The sequence below is a fragment of the Corynebacterium sp. HMSC06D04 genome (assembly GCF_001807315.1).
Lineage (GTDB): Bacteria > Actinomycetota > Actinomycetes > Mycobacteriales > Mycobacteriaceae > Corynebacterium > Corynebacterium simulans.
In genome coordinates this window covers 40,875-60,982 of record NZ_KV788529.1, presented here as the reverse complement: position 1 = coordinate 60,982, position 20,108 = coordinate 40,875, and the positions used below count along the sequence as shown (strand labels likewise).

9 protein-coding genes are annotated in these 20,108 nt (G+C 63.1%); 5 read left to right on the top strand and 4 right to left on the bottom strand.

What is annotated here, in order from left to right; genetic code table 11:
• Nucleotides 1–7 precede the first annotated feature (7 nt).
• Nucleotides 8–1,273 (bottom strand): D-inositol-3-phosphate glycosyltransferase, encoded by a 1,266-nt coding sequence (mshA, locus tag HMPREF3155_RS02615; RefSeq protein ID WP_070432561.1) that lies wholly within the window; start codon nucleotides 1,271–1,273, stop codon nucleotides 8–10.
• 82 nt (nucleotides 1,274–1,355) lie between these two features.
• Between mshA and HMPREF3155_RS02610 the strand changes: the two genes are divergently transcribed.
• Nucleotides 1,356–3,074, top strand: coding sequence for a long-chain-fatty-acid--CoA ligase (locus HMPREF3155_RS02610; protein ID WP_070432518.1), 1,719 nt, complete (start codon nucleotides 1,356–1,358; stop codon nucleotides 3,072–3,074).
• 187 nt (nucleotides 3,075–3,261) lie between these two features.
• Here HMPREF3155_RS02610 and HMPREF3155_RS02605 read toward each other — a convergent pair whose 3' ends face one another.
• On the bottom strand, nucleotides 3,262–3,756 hold the full coding sequence (locus HMPREF3155_RS02605) for a glycosyl-4,4'-diaponeurosporenoate acyltransferase CrtO family protein (protein ID WP_062036051.1): 495 nt from the start codon (nucleotides 3,754–3,756) through the stop codon (nucleotides 3,262–3,264).
• Between the two features lie 200 nt (nucleotides 3,757–3,956).
• Here HMPREF3155_RS02605 and HMPREF3155_RS02600 point away from each other — a divergent pair, with 200 nt between their 5' ends.
• From HMPREF3155_RS02600 to HMPREF3155_RS12990, 4 genes are all read left to right on the top strand, one after another.
• On the top strand, nucleotides 3,957–5,687 hold the full coding sequence (locus tag HMPREF3155_RS02600; RefSeq protein WP_070432517.1) for a long-chain-fatty-acid--CoA ligase: 1,731 nt from the start codon (nucleotides 3,957–3,959) through the stop codon (nucleotides 5,685–5,687).
• A gap of 43 nt (nucleotides 5,688–5,730) precedes the next feature.
• Nucleotides 5,731–7,269 (top strand): AMP-binding protein, encoded by a 1,539-nt coding sequence (locus tag HMPREF3155_RS02595; RefSeq protein ID WP_070432516.1) that lies wholly within the window; start codon nucleotides 5,731–5,733, stop codon nucleotides 7,267–7,269.
• Between the two features lie 187 nt (nucleotides 7,270–7,456).
• Complete coding sequence (locus HMPREF3155_RS02590; RefSeq protein ID WP_070432515.1) at nucleotides 7,457–16,558, top strand: type I polyketide synthase; 9,102 nt, start codon at nucleotides 7,457–7,459, stop codon at nucleotides 16,556–16,558.
• A gap of 291 nt (nucleotides 16,559–16,849) precedes the next feature.
• The gene (locus tag HMPREF3155_RS12990; RefSeq protein WP_062036059.1) at nucleotides 16,850–18,127 is read left to right on the top strand and encodes a Fic family protein; all 1,278 of its coding nucleotides are present in this window, start codon (nucleotides 16,850–16,852) and stop codon (nucleotides 18,125–18,127) included.
• A 136-nt stretch (nucleotides 18,128–18,263) separates the two neighbouring features.
• On the opposite strand, the gene HMPREF3155_RS02580 is transcribed toward HMPREF3155_RS12990, so the two are convergent.
• Together HMPREF3155_RS02580 and HMPREF3155_RS13115 are read right to left on the bottom strand one after the other, a co-directional pair.
• On the bottom strand, nucleotides 18,264–19,424 hold the full coding sequence (locus tag HMPREF3155_RS02580; protein ID WP_061920324.1) for an RtcB family protein: 1,161 nt from the start codon (nucleotides 19,422–19,424) through the stop codon (nucleotides 18,264–18,266).
• A gap of 475 nt (nucleotides 19,425–19,899) precedes the next feature.
• Nucleotides 19,900–20,108 (bottom strand): hypothetical protein (locus HMPREF3155_RS13115; RefSeq protein ID WP_168166288.1); only part of this gene is annotated, 209 nt, incomplete at its 5' end.

Genomic DNA, 20,108 nt, shown 5'->3' with positions numbered 1-20,108 from the left:
CCGCTACTTAGTAACCAATTGCCCGGCGCGCGTGACAATCCGGGACCTCGATGTGCAGGGCTTCCTCGTAGATCTGGGCAAGAACGCTGGCGGATTCAGCCCAGCTGAACTTCGCGGCGTGGCTGACGGCGGCTTCGCCCATGCTGATGCGCAGCGGGTCGTCGTCAAGCAAGTGCTCCAAGGCATCCGCCCAAGCCTCGGGGGAGTGGCCGTCGACGAGCTCGCCGGTCTTTCCATCTGCCACAGCGATGGACAGGCCACCCACGCGCGCAGCGATGACGGGGGTACCGGAGGCCTGTGCCTCCAAAGCCACCAACCCGAAGGACTCGTTGTAGCTGGGCACCGCCACCAGATCGGCCGCGCGGTAAATGGAGACCAGCTCCTCCGGCGGACGCGGGCTTAGAAAGCGCACGTGCTTGGAAAGCCCCAGCTTGTGCACCAGGTTCTGGTAGTATTCCGGCGTCGAGTTCACCCCCGATGGGCCACCGCAGAACAGCACGCGGATATTGCGATAAGGATCGCGCTCAATAAGCTCAGCGGTTGCACGAATGAGAACCTCCGGGCCCTTGAACTTCTGCAGGCGGCCCACGAAGGCCACGACCTTGGTGTGAATCGGAATGCCCAGCTCGCGGCGCGAACGCTCTGTATTGCGGTTGGTGCCCGGAGTAAACAGCTCAACGTCAGCGCCGGGCGAGACCACCTTGATGTGGGAAGGGTCGGCGTCGTAATGCTCGACCAAATCCTGCGCCTCCTGCTTCGTGTTCACAACGAGCAGATCAGCGTTATCGACCAACTGCTGCTCGCAGATGCGGCGCGCTTCCGATTCACGCGTATCGTCCGCGGTGCGGTGGGCATTCTTTACCGCCGCCAAAGTGTGCGCAGTGTGTACCAGCGACACGCCCCACAGATCGCGCAGCAGCCAGCCCACCTGGCCGGAGAGCCAGTAATGCGTATGAATAAGGTCATATTCCAGCTCAAAGCATTTCACGAACTGCACCAAGCCACCGGCAAAGGCGATCATCTGCGTGGGAAGGTCTTCCTTATCAAGGCCTTCGTACGGGCCGGCCACGATGTTGATAACCCGGAGGCGCTCTTCAACCTCGACGACTTCCCCCTGGCTAGGCCGGGTAGCACGGGTAAAGACATCGACCTCTACTCCCTGCTTAGCCAGCTGCCGCGCGATATTAAGAACGTAGACATTCATGCCGCCGGCATCGCCGGAACCGGGCTGCTCGATAGGGGAAGTATGCAGAGAAATCATCGCGATGCGCATAGCCACACAGTCTAGCGTTCCCTATTCGTGGCTATACTGGCCCGTGCTAAAACTTACGTAACCGAAAGGTGCTGAATTCCCCATGTCGGCAATCGACAACAAGGAGTGGCTCCAGTTCTACCCAGAGTGGACACCACACCACCTTGACTACGGAGACACCACTCTCCTCGACATTTACGACAACAATCTGGTAATCAACCCGGATAAGCCCGCGACGTACTTCTTTGGCAAGACCCAGACTTTTGCTGAGCTCGACCGCCAAGTTCGCCGCGCGGCCGCCGGCCTCCGGGCATTTGGAGTGCGCCCAGGTGACAAAGTGGCCATCGTCGCCCCGAACTGCCCGCAGTACGTTGCGGCCTTCTACGCCATCCTGAAGCTCGGCGCCATCGCCGTGCTGCACAACCCGCTCTACACTGCGCACGAGCTAGAGGGTTTGTTCAAAGATCACGGCGCCCGCATCGCAATTGCCTGGGACAAGACGGCTTCTACCCTGGAGAAGCTGCGTGGCACCACGAACCTTGAGACGGTCATCTCCATCAACATGATCGATGCGATGCCAACGACACAGAAGCTGGCACTGAAGTACCTGCCATTTCTAAAGTCCAAGCGCGAGCAGCTTTCTGCCCACGCAAAGAACACCGTGACCTGGGATAGCCTCATCGGCAACGCGATTGGCGGCGACGGCCGCGACGTCAAGACACCGGAGGACGTCACCAAGGACACCGTGGCGGTCATCATGTACACCTCCGGCACCACGGGGCAGCCAAAGGGCGCGCAGCTTTCCCACGGCAACTTCTTTGCCGTGATTCTGCAGGGCAAGCACTGGGTCCCTGGCCTGGGCGATAAGCCAGAGCGCATGCTGTGTGCGCTGCCTTTCTTCCATGCTTATGGCCTGGTCATGAACGTCATCCTGCAGCCGCTCATCGGTGGCGAGCTGGTTATCATCCCGAAGCCGGACATCTCCCTCATCATGGACTTGATGAAGAAGCACACCCCGACGTGGATTCCGGGCGTGCCGACCCTCTACGAGCGCATCGTGAAGGCAGCTGAGGAAGACAACATTGATATCAAGGGCGTGCGCGCGGCTTTCTCCGGCGCCTCCACCCTGCCTGTCGATACCGTGGAAAAGTGGGAAGAATATACCGGCGGCCTGCTGGTTGAAGGCTATGGCCTAACCGAGTGCTCCCCCATCATCGTGGGCAACCCGATGAGCACCGATCGCCGCCCAGGTTACGTGGGCATCCCGTTCCCGGATACCGAGATCCGCATCGCAAACCCGGACAACCTGGACGAAACCCAGCCCGACGGCGTCGAGGGTGAGGTCCTCGCCCGCGGCCACCAGATATTCAAGGGCTACCTCAACAACCCTGAGGCCACCGAGGCTGCCTTCCACGACGACTGGTTCCGCACCGGCGACATGGGCATCATGGAAGAAGACGGCTTCATCCGCCTGGTTTCGCGTATCAAGGAAATCATCATCACCGGCGGCTTCAACGTCTATCCAGGTGAGGTCGAAGAGGTACTGCGTACACACCCGGCGATTGACGACGTCGCGGTTGTCGGCCGCCCGCGCTCCGACGGCTCTGAGGACGTCGTGGCCTGCATCGACTTGGCCAACGGCGTGGCGCTCGACCCTGAAGGTTTGAAGGAATTCTGCCGCGAGCGGCTCACCCGCTACAAGGTGCCGCGTACCTTCTACCACTTCGAGGAACTGGCCAAGGACCAGATGGGCAAGATTCGCCGCCGCGAGGTCCAGGCCGATCTGCTCGAGCGCCTGGAAAAAGAGAAGGCTGGGCAGTAGCCGCTGCTTCCGGCTCGACTTCCCGGTCCCTTCCAAAAGCTCCCCTTCAAAAGCTCTTTTTGCTCAGCTCCCATCGCCGGGCAAAAAGAGCTTTTGGCCGTTTTCTGACGAGCTTCTACTCGACATACAACCCTTTGAAAGGGAACTTTTGCACGGGACCAAAAAGAGCAGCAACAGCCTGAAACGACTAATCCCTCAACCGCGTCATAACGCGGATCTGCAATAGGACCGGGTAAACATGGCCAATTATCCCGATCATTAGGAGGACTACCGCTGCCAGCCAGCCGTCGGCGGTAACCGCCCAAATCGCACTGGCTACATGAAGCAGCACCGACCACGAATGCCCAACCGCAGAGGCGCGGACGTGCCGCAGGATCGGACCTTTCTCATTGCCATCCGATTCGCGCTTTCGCATTGCGACTATGTGCTTGTTCCAACCGATTCGCCAGAGAAAGGCGTTGAAGCAATCCACGCCCCAACGTCGGCTGGCAGCACGTGAAAGAGAGAATCGGCGCCACAACGAGGCCGGAAGATAGCGCTCCAGTGAGCCACCGACGAACAGCGCAAAGCCAAACCCCATGAGCGTTACCGTGACAACAAACCCCACGGAATCAGCACCAACCGCGCCCGCCACTACAACGAGGCCGTAGATTCCCGCAGCCGTGAAAAGTAAAGCAACCACGAAACACTCACCGCTTCCCCGTCTCGGTTCCTGCAAGAACTATGAGTACAAATGTGAATTCTAGCGGACCACAAACACGGCGAGCTAAGGAGAAACGGCAACTACCCCATCGCAAAAGTTTGGCAGGCAGAAGTATTTAGTTCACAAAATGGTTATAATGTCCGAAACAAAACTGTTTGCCACCCCAAAGGAGTGACGTCATGTCGGATACCCAGCCATCTGCATACGAGTCCAAAGCCTGGCTTGCCAGCTACGCCGAGTGGACCAACCACCACCTCGACTACGGCGAACAGACCCTGCTTGATATCTACAACGAGAACCTTGCCAAGCACGGAACTTGGCCGGCTACCTGGTTCTTTGGACGCCAACAAAGCTACCACGAGCTAGATGTCCAGGTTCGCGCCGCAGCGGCCGGGCTTAAGGCCTTTGGTATCCGCCCCGGCGATCGCGTGGCCATGGCGCTTCCTAACTGCCCACAGCACATCGCGGCCTTTTATGCGGTGCTCAAGTTAGGCGCGATCGTCGTCGAGCACAATCCGCTCTACACCGCCCACGAGCTCGAGGGCCTTTTCCAGGATCACGCCGCCCGCGTGGCCATTGTCTGGGACAAGATGACCGCCACCTTCGAGCAGCTGCGCGAAACCACCCCGCTTGAGACGATCATCTCCGTCAACATGACCGAGGCCATGCCGCGCAGCAAGCAGCTGCTCCTGCGCATTCCTATCCCACCCATCACGGAGCAGCGCGAGCAGCTCACCGCCCCAGCGCCCAACACCGTGCCGTGGAGCACCCTGACCGGCACCGCAATCGGCGGCGATGGCACCAAGCTTGCCGACGACGAAATTCACCCCGAAGACACCGCCATCATCCTGTACACCTCCGGCACCACGGGTACACCGAAGGGCGCGGAAATCACCCACGCGAATGTCTGCGCCAACGTGAAACAAGGTGTGGCCTGGGTGCCCGAGTTTGGCAGTAAGCCTGAACGCATGCTGGCCGCTCTGCCAATGTTCCACATCTACGGCCTCACACTCATCGCAGCACTCGGCGTCTACGTCGGCGGCGAGCTCATACTCACCCCGGCACCAAAGATCCCGCTCATCATGGACATCATGAAAAAGCACCGGCCTACCTGGCTGCCTGGCGTGCCCACCTTGTATTCCAAGATCATCGAGGCAGCCGAGGAACAGGGCGCAGACATCACCGGCATCCACAACTCCCTGTCAGGTGCTGCGGCGCTTCCCCCAGAAACCGTGGAGGAGTGGGAGTCGCTCACTGACGGCCTGCTGGTTGAGGGCTATGGCCTCACCGAGACTTCCCCGGTCCTCACCGGCAATCCGATGAACAACAACCGACGCCCCGGCTACATCGGCATCCCCTTCCCCGATACCGAAATCCGTATCGCTAACCCGGACAACCTAGACGAGACCATGGCAGACGGCGAGCCCGGCGAGCTGCTCGCGCGCGGCCCGCAGGTGTTCAAGGGCTACTTCAAGAACCCAGAAGCCACTGAAAAGGCCTTCCACGATGGCTGGTTCTGCACCGGCGATATGGCGGTCATGGAGTCCGATGGCTTCATCAAGATCGTCTCCCGCATCAAGGAGATGATCATCACCGGCGGCTTCAATGTCTACCCCGGCGAAGTCGAAAAGGTCATCGGCATGCACCCCGACGTCGTCGATGTCGCCGTGGTGGGTCGCCCGCGTGCAGACGGCTCCGAGGACGTCGTCGCCTGTGTCATCCTGCGTGACGGCGCCGCCCTCGACCCAGAAGGCATGAAGGACTTCGCGCGCCAGAACCTGACCCGCTACAAGGTGCCGCGCACCTTCTACCACTTCGAGCACCTTGCCGCAGACCAGCTAGGCAAGATTCGCCGCCGCGAAGTGCAGGCGGATCTGCTGCAGCGCCTAAAGTCCGGAAACCACAGCTAGCGGTTTAGGCCCGCCATAGCAGCCAGGGCTAAGCTTAAAAGCGATGCAGTTTTCTTCTTCTCAGCCCTGGCACCGCTTCTACGGCGAATGGACGCCCACCTCGTTGGACTACGGCAACGCCACGCTCCTTAGCCAACTGGCTGAGACCATCGCCGCGCACCCCGAGCGGGTGGCGCTGCGTTATATGGGCGAAGAACTTTCTTATGCGCAGCTCGACGCCGAGATCAACCGGGCCGCCAGCGCGCTAAGCGCCCGCGGCGTGCAGCGCGGCGACTTCGTGGCCTTGGCGCTTGCTAACCGCCCCGCCCACGTCATTGCCTTTTATGCGGCACTGCGCTTGGGCGCTGCCGTGGTGGAGCACAATCCCCAGTTCACCACGCACGAGCTGACCCCGATGGTGGCCCACCATGGCGCCCGCGTAGCCATCGCACAGGGGCCGGCGGTAGGCATCTTCCGCGAGTTGCCGCAGCTTGAGCACGTCATCGACGCCGACGCAGACTGGGAAGATTTCCTCGCCGAGGGTAAGAAGCAAACGCCACGGGCTGAAGTAAACAAAGACGATCTCGCACTCATCCTCTACACCTCCGGCACCACGGGCACCCCCAAGGGCGCCATGCTCTCTCATGGCAACCTCGCCGCCAACGCACTGCAAATGGCCCACTGGCGCCTACCGGAGGAGCACCCACAAGCGATGGCGGTTTTGCCGCTGTTCCACTCCTATGGCCTGACCATGTCGCTGACGGTAGGTGTGGTCACGGGGGCGTCGATTAGCCTCGTGCCCGCCCCGCGCTTGGAGCTTATCCTTGCGGCAATTGCGGCAGCCCCTCCCACCTGGCTGCCCGCGGTCCCTACGGTTTATCAGCGCATTGTGGACGCCGCACCGGAGCTTCCGAAGATCGCCCAAGCCATCTCCGGCGCCGCGACGCTGCCCTCCGCAACCATCGGCCAGTGGGAGACTCAGGCCCACGGCTTCCTCGTGGAAGGCTATGGGCTTACCGAGGCCGCACCCGTGGTGACCTGCAATCCTTTGAACGAACACCGCCGAGCCGGCTGCATTGGCATCCCCATGCCGGATACGCAGGTACGCATCGACCCCGCCACCGGGGAGCTACTCGTGCGCGGACCGCAGGTCTTTTCCGGCTACCTCCACAATCCGGAGGCCACCCGCACCGCTTTCCAGGACGGATGGCTGCGCACGGGCGACCTCGCCACTCAGGACGCCGATGGCTTTATCACCCTGCGCGCCCGCCTCAAAGAGACCATCATCACCGGCGGTTTCAACGTCTACCCCGGCGAGGTCGAAGAGGTGCTGCTTTCTCACCCTGCGCTTGCCGACGCCGCCGTTATCGGCCGCCCTCGCCCCGACGGCTCCGAAGACGTCGTAGCCTGCATCGTGCTCGCCAGCGCCCAACCCGGCGCGCCCGCGGATGCCGCGCAGCCCACGCAGGAAGAACTCCGCGAGTGGTGCCGTGGCCAGCTCGCCCGCTATAAGGTCCCGCGCGAGTTCATCGTGGTTCCAGACCTAGGCCGCGATGGCCTGGGCAAACTCCGCCGCCGCGCTGTGGCCGAGCGTTTTCTGTAATTCTTCCAGCCACCCCCAAAGTTGAGTAAAACCTCACATTTTGGGCGAATAAGGCTGCAAACTTACGCCTATGTAAGCTACCGTGTCGTCATCGCGTTTATTTTGTTATAGCTAACTATTCTTTAACGCGGTTTTACTTCCTCTCCTCTTTTTTCTTCCAACCAAAAAACTCCGAGGTAATAACCCGATGCATTTGTCATCCCTGACACCACTTCACCGCCTAACTGGCGCCACCATCCTCTTCGCCGGCCAGGGTTCTGCCTGGCAGAAGGCACTCGCACAGGCCGCCGCGCAGCCACAGGTTCGCACCCGCCTGGTCGAGCTCCTCGAATCCGCCCGCACCACCACCGCCCCAGTCGCGCGCCAAATCGCGTCAACCTGCCCCGGCGTCTTCGGCCGCCTGCAGGAACTTATAGACGGCGAGGACAACGTCCAGGACGCAGACGTCTTCCCCGCCTATTCCATCCCGGGAATCGTGCTCGGGCAGATCGCCGCAGTGGAGCATCTCGCGCAGCTGGGCCTGCGTCCGGAAAGAGCACTCGGCCACTCCCAAGGCTCCCTCGGAGTGCTGGCGCTGCACGACCCGCAGGAGGCGCTGAGCTTGGCACTAGTGATGGGAACGGCGGCGTCGGCAAGCCACGGCAGCGTCGACGCCCGCTCGCACATGCTGGCGCTGCGCGGACTCACGCGCGAGTTCGTGGAGGAACGCCTCCAAGGCGATGCCGTCATAGCCGTGGTCAACGGCCGCCGGGCCTTCGCGTTATCCGGTTCCCCAGACTACCTCGCAGCCACGCGCACCGCCTTGGAAGGCGCAGTGGATGAATACAACGCCACTCTCACAGAGCGGACCGTAGGCGGCGACGAGCTCGAGCTCCACGCCACCGAGCTTCCAGTGGCCCTTCCCTTCCACCATCCCAGCCTTCACGCCGCCGCCGAGCTCACCGAAGAATGGGCAGCTGCCTGCGGAATCACAGACCACGGCCTGGCGCGCGAAATTCTCGTCGAAGAACACGATTGGCCGAGCCTTATCCAGGCAAACATCGCTGAAAAGCAAGCACAAGGCTCGGAGTTTTTGCTCAGCCTCGACGCTTCCCTAACGCGCCTGAGTGAGCCGCTGGTCACCGGCAGCGGCAGCGTCATCGTAGAGATTGCTACGCCCGAGCAACGCGACGCCCTTGCCACACCGGGCACGGAGCTGCCCGAGCCGCTTGATTACCGCGACTTCGCGCCCCGCCTGGTGGAGCTTCCCGATGGCCGTTTCTATACCCAAACCCGATTCTCCGATCTCACGGGTCTCTCGCCCATCATGCTGGGCGGCATGACGCCAACGACCGCCGACGGCGAGATCGTGGCCGCCGCCGCAAACGCCGGCCACTGGACCGAGATGGCCGGCGGCGGAATGTACTCCGACGAGGTCTTCCGCACCCATCTTAAAGTGATGGAAGAACACTTGAACCCAGGCCGCACGGCACAGTTCAACACCATGTTCTTCGACCGTTACCTGTGGAACCTGCAATTCGGTCAAACCCGCATCGTGCCCAAGGCGCGTGCGGCTGGCGCCTCATTCAACGGCGTGTGCATTTCTGCCGGCATCCCAGAAGTCGAGGAAGCAGGCTCGCTACTGAACCAGCTCCACAGCGATGGCTTCCCCTATATCTCCTTCAAGCCCGGCACCGCCCAGCAGACTCGCGACGTCCTGCGCATCGCCGCCGCCTACCCGGAACACCAGGTAATCATGCAGGTCGAGGACGGCCACGCCGGCGGCCACCACTCCTGGGTCAACCTCGATGACATGCTGCTCGAGACCTACGCCGCAATCCGTGAGCACAACAACGTAGTGCTCGCAGTGGGCGGTGGCATCTCTACTCCACAGCGCGCCGCCGACTATCTCACTGGCAAGTGGGCACTGCGCTACGGTCAGCTGCGCCTGCCTGTCGACGCCGTCTTCATCGGCACCGTCGCCATGGCCACCAAAGAGGCCAAGGCCACCGATTCGGTCAAGGAGCTGCTGGTAGACACCACCGGCATTTCGCCAGAAGACAACGGCGGCTGGGTCGGCCGCGGCACCGGCACCAATGGCGTGGCCTCCTCCCAATCCCACCTGTTGGCCGATATCCACGACCTCGACAACTCCTTCGCCGCGGCCTCGCGCCTTATCACTTCCCTGTCCACCGAGGACTACGCGGCCCACCGCGCAGAAATCATCGCCGCCCTTAACAAAACCTCGAAGCCTTACTTCGGCGACGTCGAGAAGATGACCTACGCCCAGTGGCTGGAGCGCTTCGTCGAGCTGGCCCACCCCTTCGTCGATCCCACCTGGGATGACCGCTTTTTCGACCTTCTCCACCGCGTGGAGGCGCGCCTCAACCCGGCGGATCACGGCGAGATCGACACCCTTTTCCCAAGCATCGATGACGTCCACGATGCCCCTGCCGCTTTAAAGCTTTTGCTGGAAACCTACCCGGAGGCGGCGTCGACAAGCGTGTCCCCACGGGACGCCGCCTGGTGGATCTCGCTGCACTACAAACATGTAAAACCCATGCCGTGGGTGCCTGCCATCGACGGCGATCTCAAGACGTGGTTTGGCAAAGACACGCTGTGGCAGGCGCAGGACCCGCGCTACACCGCCGACCAAGTGCGCATCATCCCGGGCCCCGTGTCGGTTGCCGGAATCACGCGCAAGGATGAGCCCGTGGCGGAGCTGCTCGCGCGCTTCGAGGCCGCCACCACCCAACAGTTGTGCGATACAGGCGAAGAGCCACAACGCCTCTTCTCCCGCTTGCACGCGGTTGCTGACGCCGCGGAATTCATCAAGGCTTCCCCCACCCTGGTCTGGCATGGCCACTTGATGGATAACCCGGCCTTCCACATGGATGCCTCCGCTTTTGAGCTACGCCAGGATGAGACCGGCCAATGGGAAATTGTTATTCACGCCGACTCCTACTGGGATAACCTGCCGGATAACCAGCGCCCCTTCTACGTCCGTGAGGTCACCGTGCCTGTGGACTTGCCGGCCGATGTGTCCACGGGCGGCTCGCCGGTGGTCTCCCACGAGCGCCTGCCCGATGCCGTCTACGCGCTCCTGCGCGGCCTCGCCGGCGTGGGCTCGGTGGCCGAGCAAGGCGACGTCATCGACGAGATGCCACGCATCGAAGAAGACAGCATCGACGCGGAGGCGCCTTTCGGCCGCGCGCACTACTCCTTCCACCTGCCTGCCTCTCTTTTGGAGGCGCACACCGCTGTCACCGGCGCGGGCCTGCCCGTGGCTGAGACGGCCCTGCCGGTGGGCACCCCCGATGTGCTAGTCGGCCCCTGCTGGCCGGCCATCTACACCGCGCTGGGCTCTGGCCTGCTGCCCGATGGCTACCCAGTCATCGAGGGCCTGCTCAACGCCGTGCACCTAGATCACCTCGTGGACCTGCGTGTTCCTCTCGCCCAGCTGGCCGACGGCCGCCGCATCGACGTCACCTCCCAGTGCACCTCCATCGAGGAATCCGCCTCCGGGCGAATCGTGACCGTGGAGCTCGAACTGCGCAACGGCCCCGACGTCCCGGAAAATGCGGGCGAAATCGTCGCTACGCAAGTCCAGCGCTTTGCCATCCGTGGGCGCGCGAGCGGCACCGCGGCACCTACGCCGGCTCCGGAGTGGGGCGGCGGCAAATCCTCGACCAAGATCACCTCCACCCCGCGCTCCTTTATCGACCGCGCGGTAGTCACTGCCCCGCAGGATATGACCCCATTCGCGCTGGTCTCGGGCGATTACAACCCCATCCACACTTCTTATAACGCCGCCCAGCTCGTGGCTCTCGAGGCTCCGCTGGTTCATGGCATGTGGCTTTCTGCCACCGCGCAGCACCTCGCGGCCCGCCACGGGCAGGTGGTGGGCTGGACCTATTCCATGTACGGAATGGTTCAGTTGCACGACGTCATTGACATCGTCGTCGAGCGCGTCGGCCGCAAGGGAATCCACGCCGCGCTCGAAGTCACCTGCCGCATCGACGGCGAAGTAGTCTCCCGCGGGCAGGCGCTGCTTGCACAGCCGCGCACCGCCTACATCTATCCGGGTCAGGGCATCCAAGCCGAGGGTATGGGCAGCACGGACCGCGCCGCTTCCCCGGCCGCGCGGGAGATTTGGCGCCGCGCCGACCAGCACACCCGTGCGGCGCTGGGCTTTAGTATCCGACACGTCATCGATGACAACCCCACTTCCCTGCGCGTCAACGATGAAACCTTCGTCCACCCGCAGGGCGTGCTGCATCTCACCCAATTCACGCAGGTAGCACTGGCCGTGGTGGCTTATGCGCAGACTGCGCGCCTGCGCGAAAACGACGCCGTTGCCTCAAATGCGATGTACGCTGGCCACTCCCTCGGCGAGTACACAGCGCTGGCCTCGCTGGCCAATATCTTTGATCTCGAAGCGGTCATCGACATTGTCTACTCGCGCGGCTCCGCGATGGGAAGCCTCGTTCCACGCGACGCGGAGGGGAATTCCGAGTACGCCATGGCCGCGCTGCGTCCGAACATGATCGGCGTGAGCGGTGATGAGGTGGACGCCTACGTCGCCTCCATTGCGGAAGAAACCGGCGAGTTCCTAGAAATCGTCAACTACAACATCCGCGGTCAGCAGTACTCCGTGGCTGGAACCAAGGCCGGCCTGCGCGAGCTGGTCCGCCGCGCCAACGCTGTCAAGGAACGCGCAGCCGTGATGGTTCCGGGCATCGACGTTCCTTTCCACTCACGGGTGCTGCGCGATGGCGTGGCAGCCTTCGCAGAAAAGCTCGACGAGCTGCTGCCCGCACAGCTAGATCTTTCTGCCCTTGTAGGCCGCTATGTGCCGAACCTCGTCGCAGTGCCTTTCGAGCTGACCCAAGAGTTCGTCGACGCCGTGGCAAAAAAGGCTCCTTCCGGCAAGCTCGATGGCCTAGACGCTGCCTCGCTTGAGCCGCAGGCACTCGCCCGCCTGCTCCTCATCGAGCTGCTGTCCTGGCAATTCGCCTCCCCAGTGCGCTGGATTGAGACCCAGGAACTGCTCTTCGACGAGGTCGATCAATTAATCGAGGTCGGCCTTGCCGCCTCCCCAACCCTGACCAACTTGGCCAAGCGCTCCCTGGCCGTGGCAGGCCGCGACCTGCCCGTATTCAACGTCGAGCGCGACCAAGACCAGGTCATACTCCAGGACGTCCAGGCAGCACCAGAGCCCGAGACCGCCCCAGAGACAGAGGAACCGACTGTCGAGGCCGCATCGGCCCCAGCCGCCCCAGCCACCCCAGCCACTGAATCCGCGCCAGCCCCGGCCGAGTTCGCTCCCGCAGGTCCTGCCCCGGCTGCGCCTTCCGCAGGTGCCGCCCCCGAGCTCACCTTCCGCGCGGCCGAGGCCATCATGGTGCTCTTTGCGTTCCAGAACAAGATCCGCATAGACCAGATCAACGACTCCGACACCATCGAGGAGCTCACCAACGGCGTTTCCTCGCGCCGCAACCAGCTCCTGATGGACATGTCCGCTGAGATCGGCGTGCCTGCAATCGACGGCGCGGCAGACGCGGACGTCGCCTCGCTGCGCGAAAAGGTCAACGCCGCCGCCCCTGGCTACGCGCCTTTCGGCAGCGTCCTTGGCGAAGCCGTCACCGCACGCCTGCGCCAGCTGCTCGGCGCTGCGGGCCTCAAGCCCGCCGCGGTGGCCGAGTACGTCACCGGCACTTGGGGCCTGCCTGAGTCTTGGGTCGCCCACGTCGAGGCCGAAATCCTGCTCGGCTCCCGCGACGAGGATTCCGTCCGCGGCGGCAGCCTGAACACGGTTCCGTCCAGCGCCACCAGCAAGTCCGCGGCGCACGAGCTTATCGACGCCGCCGTCCAGGGCGTCGCCAATGCGCACGGCGCCAGTGTCTCCAAGGGCGCTGCCGCAGGTGGAGCCTCCGGCGGGGTCGTGGATTCCGCCGCTCTCGAGGCCTACGCCGAGACCGTGACCGGTGAGAACGGCGTGCTCGCCACCGTGGCCCGCCAGGTCCTCACCCAGCTCGGCCACGTCGCCGAGCCTGCCGAGGCCACCGCCCCAGACACCGAGGTCATCGAGGCCGTCGAGGCCGAGCTCGGTTCCGGCTGGCTCAAGTCCGTCACCCCTTCTTTCGACGCGGCACACGCCGTGCTTTTCGACGACGCCTGGGCCACCGCCCGCGAGCGCCTCGCCCGCGTAGCACTCGGTGAGATCGTAGCCGACGACGAGCTCGCGCAGCCTGCCGTCTTCCAGGGCGCCGGCGCCACCGTGGCTGAACAGGCCCGTTGGTGGGCACGCTCGGGGAACACCGCTGTCGACTCTGCCCACTTCGAGCAGATAGCCGCAGCCGCCGAGTCCACCGAACGCGGCGCTTACGCCGACGACGTCGCCCTCGTCACCGGCGCCGCACCGGGCTCCATTGCCACCGCCGTGGTCGAGCGCCTCCTCACAGGCGGCGCAACCGTCATCATGACGGCATCGCGAGTGACCCAATCCCGTAAGGAATTCGCCCGCCGCCTCTACGCCGAGCACGGCCGCCAGGGATCTGCCCTGTGGTTGGTTCCGGCCAACCTCACCAGCTTCCGCGACGTGGACTCCCTGGTGGAGTGGATCGGTTCCGAGCAGCGCGAATCCGTGGGCAACGAGGTGAAGATTCTCAAGCCAGCGCTCACCCCAACCTTGGCATTCCCATTCGCGGCACCGTCTGTTTCCGGCTCGCTTGCAGACGCCGGCTCCTCCACGGAGTCCCAGGCTCGCCTGCTGCTGTGGTCGGTCGAGCGCCTCATCGGCGGCCTCTCTGACCTCGCGGTCAAGGCCCCGAGCCCCACCCGGTGCCACGTAGTCCTGCCGGGCTCGCCCAACCGCGGCACCTTCGGCGGCGACGGCGCTTATGGCGAAGTCAAGGCCGCGCTCGACGCCATCCTGGCCAAGTGGAACGTCGAGGCTGGTTGGCCTGCCAGCGTCACCCTTGCGCAAGCCAAGATCGGCTGGGTTGCAGGCACTCACCTCATGGGCGGCAACGACGTCCTCGTTCCAGCCGCGCAGAAGGCCGGCATCCACGTCTGGTCGCCGGAGGAAATCTCCTCTGAGCTGCTAGACCTAGCTTCCGCCGAGTCCCGCGCCCGCGCCACCGAACGCCCGATCGAGGCAGACCTCACCGGCGGTCTCGAAGGCTTCTCGCTGACCTCCCTAGAGGTCGAGAAGCCTGCTGCGCAGTCCGCTGCAGAGAGTGCCGTCAAGAACACCACCGCCCGCATCAAGGCACTGCCTTCCCCGGCACGCCCGGTGCAGCCGCAGCTGGCTGAGGAACTTGGCGACATCACCACCGACCTCGACGACATGGTGGTCATCGCCGGTATCGGCGAGGTGAGCTCCTGGGGTTCCGGCCGCACCCGCTTCGAGGCCGAGTATGGCCTGCAGCGCGACGGCTCCTGCGAGCTGACCGCCGCCGGTGTCATCGAACTCGCGTGGATGACCGGCCTCATCGCATGGCGCGAGGAGCCCACGCCGGGCTGGTTCGTCGGCGAGACTGACGAACAGATTGCGGAAGAGGACATCTACGAGCGCTTCCGCGACGAGGTCGTGGCCCGCGCCGGCGTCCGCGAGCTCACCGATAAGTACCACCTGGTTGACCGCGGCTCCATCGACCTGACCACGGTGTTCTTGGACCGCGACATCACCTTCAGCGTCAGCTCGGAAGCACTCGCCCGCGACATCGCCGAAGCCGACCCAGAGTTCACCAGCATCCGCGAGGCTGACGGCGAGTGGGAGGTCACCCGCCACAAGGGCGCCACCGCAAAGGTGCCGCGCAAGGCCACGCTGACCCGCACCGTGGCCGCGCAGATGCCGGACAACTTCGACGCCGCCCGCTGGGGCATCCCGGACCACATGCTGGACTCCCTCGACCGCATGGCCGTGTGGAACCTGGTCACCGCCGTCGATGCTTTTACCCAGGCAGGCTTTAGCCCCGCCGAGCTCCTGCAGGCCGTCCACCCAGGCCAGGTCGCCACCACGCAGGGAACCGGCATCGGCGGCATGGAGTCCCTGCACAAGGTCTTCGTCTCCCGCTTCTTGGGCGAGGACCGCCCCTCCGACATCCTGCAGGAAGCCCTACCCAACGTCATTGCAGCGCACACCATGCAGTCCTTGATCGGCGGATACGGCTCGATGATCCACCCCATCGGCGCCTGCGCCACGGCCGCGGTGTCCATCGAGGAGGGCGTCGACAAGATTACGCTGGGTAAAGCCGACGTCGTGGTCGCCGGCGGCATCGACGACGTTCAGGTCGAGTCACTGCAGGGCTTTGGCGATATGAACGCCACGGCGCAGACCTCCGCCATGACCGCGCAGGGCATCGACGAGCGCTTCATCTCCCGCGCCAACGACCGCCGCCGCGGCGGCTTTCTCGAAGGCGAAGGCGGCGGCACGGTTCTGCTCGTGCGCGGTTCGCTGGCGGCCGAGCTCGGCCTGCCGGTGCTCGCCGTGGTCGCCCACGCCGCTTCCTACGGCGACGGCGCCCACACCTCCATTCCGGCTCCGGGCCTCGGCGCTCTGGGCGCCGGTCGTGGTCGAGAGAACTCTCGTCTCGCACGCTCGCTGCGCGGGCTGGGCCTTAGCCCGAACGACGTCACGGTGCTGTCCAAGCACGACACCTCCACCAACGCCAACGACCCGAACGAGTCCGAGCTGCACTCCATCTTGTGGCCAGCTATCGGGCGCGACGCGGATCAGCCGATGTTCGTCATCTCGCAAAAGACGCTCACCGGCCACTCCAAAGCCGGCGCCGCGCTCTTCCAGACCGGCGGGCTCATCGATGTCTTCCGTACCGGGCGCATCCCCGCCAACGTCTCGCTGGACTGTGTCGATCCCCTCATCGCACCGAAGGCGAAGAACCTGGTGTGGCTGCGTTCGCCGCTGGATCTGGCAGCCGCGGGCCGCAGCGTGAAGGCCGCGGCGCTGACCTCGCTGGGCTTCGGACACGTCGGCGCGCTCATCGTGTACGCGCACCCGGGCGTGTTTGAGAAGGCCGTCGCCAAGCAGCGCGGCACTGACGCTGCAGCTGCTTGGCGCGAGCGTGCCGAGCAGCGCCTAGCCGCCGGTCACGCCCGCTTCGAGGCCGGCATGTTGGGCCGCGCGCCGCTCTTCGAGGTCATCGACGGCCGCCGCCTGCCGCACGCCGACGCCAAGGTGATGATTGACGGCTACGGCCTCGTCGACGCCGACAAGGCCGCGGAAATCTCCATGCTCCTCGACGCCGATGCGCGCCTGGGCAGCAACGGTGAATTCCCGAGTGTGTAGTCGTTAGCTAACTGGCTGGCCAGACCAGCCAGTAGTAGATAGAGCTCAGGCCCGCTTCCGGAAAAGGGAAGCGGCGCGACGAACCACTCATGTGGATTGTAGGTGCGCCCGTCGATCCCAACCTGAGACACCTTCAACCGCACGTCTGCAAAGCAGTGGCTCACGATAAGAGTTATCTGGCGCATTGCGCTCGCAGTCCACCGGGATAACAGCTATCCCGGTAAACTAGGATATCGATCTACCGGGATAAGTCTTATCTCCAATGCCCCAAGCGCATGACAGGAGTCAGCTGTGGCAAAGACAGGCGAATTGGAATGGATCCCCGCTGATGGCAGTGGTCTTTCTCGACGCGCCAAACAAGGAGGTAAGTATCACGCTTTCGTTCCCGATCCCCTCGCAAGCATGTCGTTGAAGCTTCCGTCCGAGCTCTCGCGACGTATCGTTCGCATCGAGCGGGAGATTCACAATCTTGGGATGAGAGACAATACCCACTCCCTTGAAGGAGTTGTGCGACTCCTGCTCCGTTCTGAGGCCGTCGCTTCCTCCCGGATCGAGGGAATCGCTCCCAACTCCGACAAAGTGGCCATGGCGATCCTCGCGCGTGAATCAGATTCCGAAATTCGGGGTTTCAAAGAATCCGCAACAGCTGTCGCCCGCAATGTCGCCATCCTCGACACCATCAATGCAGACTTAGCTTACAAAGACGAGCTGGTCCTGGATGACATTGTTGCAATGCAGACAGCGCTCGTTGCAGAAAAGCCTTTGCAAGGAGTACGAACTACTCAAAACTGGATTGGCGGGTCTGACTATCACCCCATCGATGCGGCTTTTGTCCCCCCGCCTCCTGTACAAGTCCCAGGACTCCTCGACGATCTCATTGAATACTTCAACGGGGCAGACCACGCCGCGCTCGTTCAGGCAGCGCTGGTTCATGCACAGTTCGAGACCATCCACCCATTCCCGGATGGGAATGGACGCGTGGGGCGAGCCATGATTCACGCGCTTTTGCAGCGCAGAGGGCTCACCGATGCTGCGGTTCTCCCCGTCAGTATGGTTCTGGCAACGCTCGGTGACCGTTACGTCGACGGACTCACGAAATTCCGCGAGGGTGACGTGCTGGCATGGATCTCTTTCTTCGTCAAGGCTGCACAAGTCGCCACCACCAAAGCAGCTGAACTTGCGGATAGCGTCGCCGCCCTAGAAGCAGAATGGATGGACAAGGTCAATCACCACCGCACTGCGCAAGGAAGCAAGCGCGCATTGAAATCGAATTCGACGGAGTTCCAACTGCTCAAGAAGCTACCTGCCATGCCTTTGGTCACGGTGCCCATCGTGAAGTCCGAGCTGGGGATTTCATCGACAAGCACGGCCCGAGATGCTCTCGATTCACTCACCGACGCTGGCATTCTGCGTAAGAAAGTCATCGGTGTGGGCGGGCTTCTCGGTTACTTCGCTGACGATGTTTTCATGTTGGTCAACGATGCTGAACGCCAACTCGCCTCGACGCAGTTTAATACTCGGCTTTCACCTCCGACCGGCCGAGCGGTTCCAGCCCTTCGCGATAAATAAGCAGTAATCATTAGTAGTCACGCGCTTCGTTTCCTTACATAAGGCAAAGCGTCGTGCTGGTGCGACGCTGCAGGAAAGGCATCGGAAAGCGCAAAAGGGACAGTCACTCAAAGTGACGGTCCCTTAATGGCGCAGATTAGGTGCCCTTAACGTTGAGGATCTGGCGCAGGGTGTGCTTGACCTCAACGAGCTGGGTGGCATCGGCCATCACGCGGTCGATGTCCTTGTAGGCGTCCGGAATCTCATCGACGAACTCGGCGCCGGGACGATAGACGATGCCTTCCATGCGTGCGGCAAGGTCCTCCTCGGTGAAGCGGGCCTTGGCCTGGGTGCGCGACATGACGCGGCCGGCGCCGTGCGGCGCAGACTTAAGGCCCGGCGCGTAGCCCTTGCCTTCCACGACGTAGCTGGCGGTGCCCATCGAGCCGGGGATGAGACCGCGGTCGCCCTCATCCGCCTTGATGGCGCCCTTGCGCGTGAGCCACACGTTCTTACCGTAGTGGTTCTCGCGCTGGGTGTAGTTGTGGTGGCAGTTGATGCGCTCGAGCTCGAGGTTCTCGCGATCCGCGCCGGACCAGGTGGCGACGCAGTCGAGGAAGCGGTCCATCATCTCATCGCGATTGAGCAGCGCAAAGTGCTGTGCCCAGTGGAGATCCGCAATGTAGGAGTCGAACTCTTCCGTGCCCTCGACGAGGTAGGCCAGGTCCTTGTCCGCGAGCTGGATCCAGTGCTTCTCGCAGTGGCGCTGCGCAGCTTTGATGTGCTTCTGTGCAATCTTGTTACCCACGCCGCGCGAGCCGGAGTGCAGGAACAGCCAGACGCGATCTTCTTCGTCGAGACACAGCTCGATGAAGTGGTTGCCGCCGCCCAAACTGCCCAGCTGCTGGCGCCAGTGCTTCGAATGACTAAGGTCCACGCCGGTGTCCTGGGCCAGCTGCGCGAGCTCGCGCGTGCGGGCCTCGGTGCGCGGGTCCATGATCCAACCGTTGTAGTTTCCGGGCGAGAGTGGAATGGAGTCTTCGACCGCGGTGCGCAGGTCCTCGAGAGCGAAGTCCTGGATATCCGCGTGCGTAAGGTGGGTCCGCACGGCAATCATGCCGCAGCCGATGTCCACGCCGACGGCCGCCGGGATGACGGCACGCAGCGTGCCGAAAACGGTGCCGACCGAGGAGCCCTTGCCGAAGTGGGCATCAGGCATGAGCGCCACGTGTGGGTAGACGAAGGGCAGGTCAGCGACGAGTTGTGCCTGCGCCACCGTCTTGTCTTCAACAATGGAGGCGAAGTTGTGCAGGCGCATAAAAGAGCCTTTCTCTGCGTTTGCGTAACGCAGTTCGTGAGAAAGGGCCTGCTTGGGCGGCTGACTTATAAGTTTGCGCGCGGGTCGCGCGGCTGGCACCAACGTCCGGGATAAGCAGGGCCGCTTTCCCGGGAAATGGTCAAGTCAGCCTGTTAGAAGAGTTGCTTAAAGAAGCGTCCTAGCGGCTGATTGTTATAGGTCATCATCGCGGTTCGCCTCCTTTATGCTTTCTCGTTCTTCTTTCGGGCTGTTAGTGCTGCGTGTGAGCCTACACGATGTACGCGATTTCTGCATGCGATTGATGATGCGAAGAAATTCACCCAGCCACGAAAAACTTGACACCGTCCATTCAACCGCATTCGCTGCCTGCTCATTTGTTCGTCCGTCTGGCGGGGTGTCGTGCGCCGTGATGAGCTTCGTTTAATCGTTCAGCCCACCTCGACCTAGTCGAGAGTGGGCTGGATCTTTATCTGGGTTATGCAGCAAGATTGCTCTGGGTAAAGCCGACGTCGTGGTCGCCGGCCGCATCGACGACGTGCAGGGCGAGTCCCTCCAAGGCGGGTGCCGCGCTCTTCCAGACCGGCGGTATCATCGACGTCTTCCGCACCGGCCGCATCCCGGCCAACGTGTCGCTGGACTGCGTTGATCCGCTCATCGCACCGAAGGCGAAGAACCTGGTGTGGC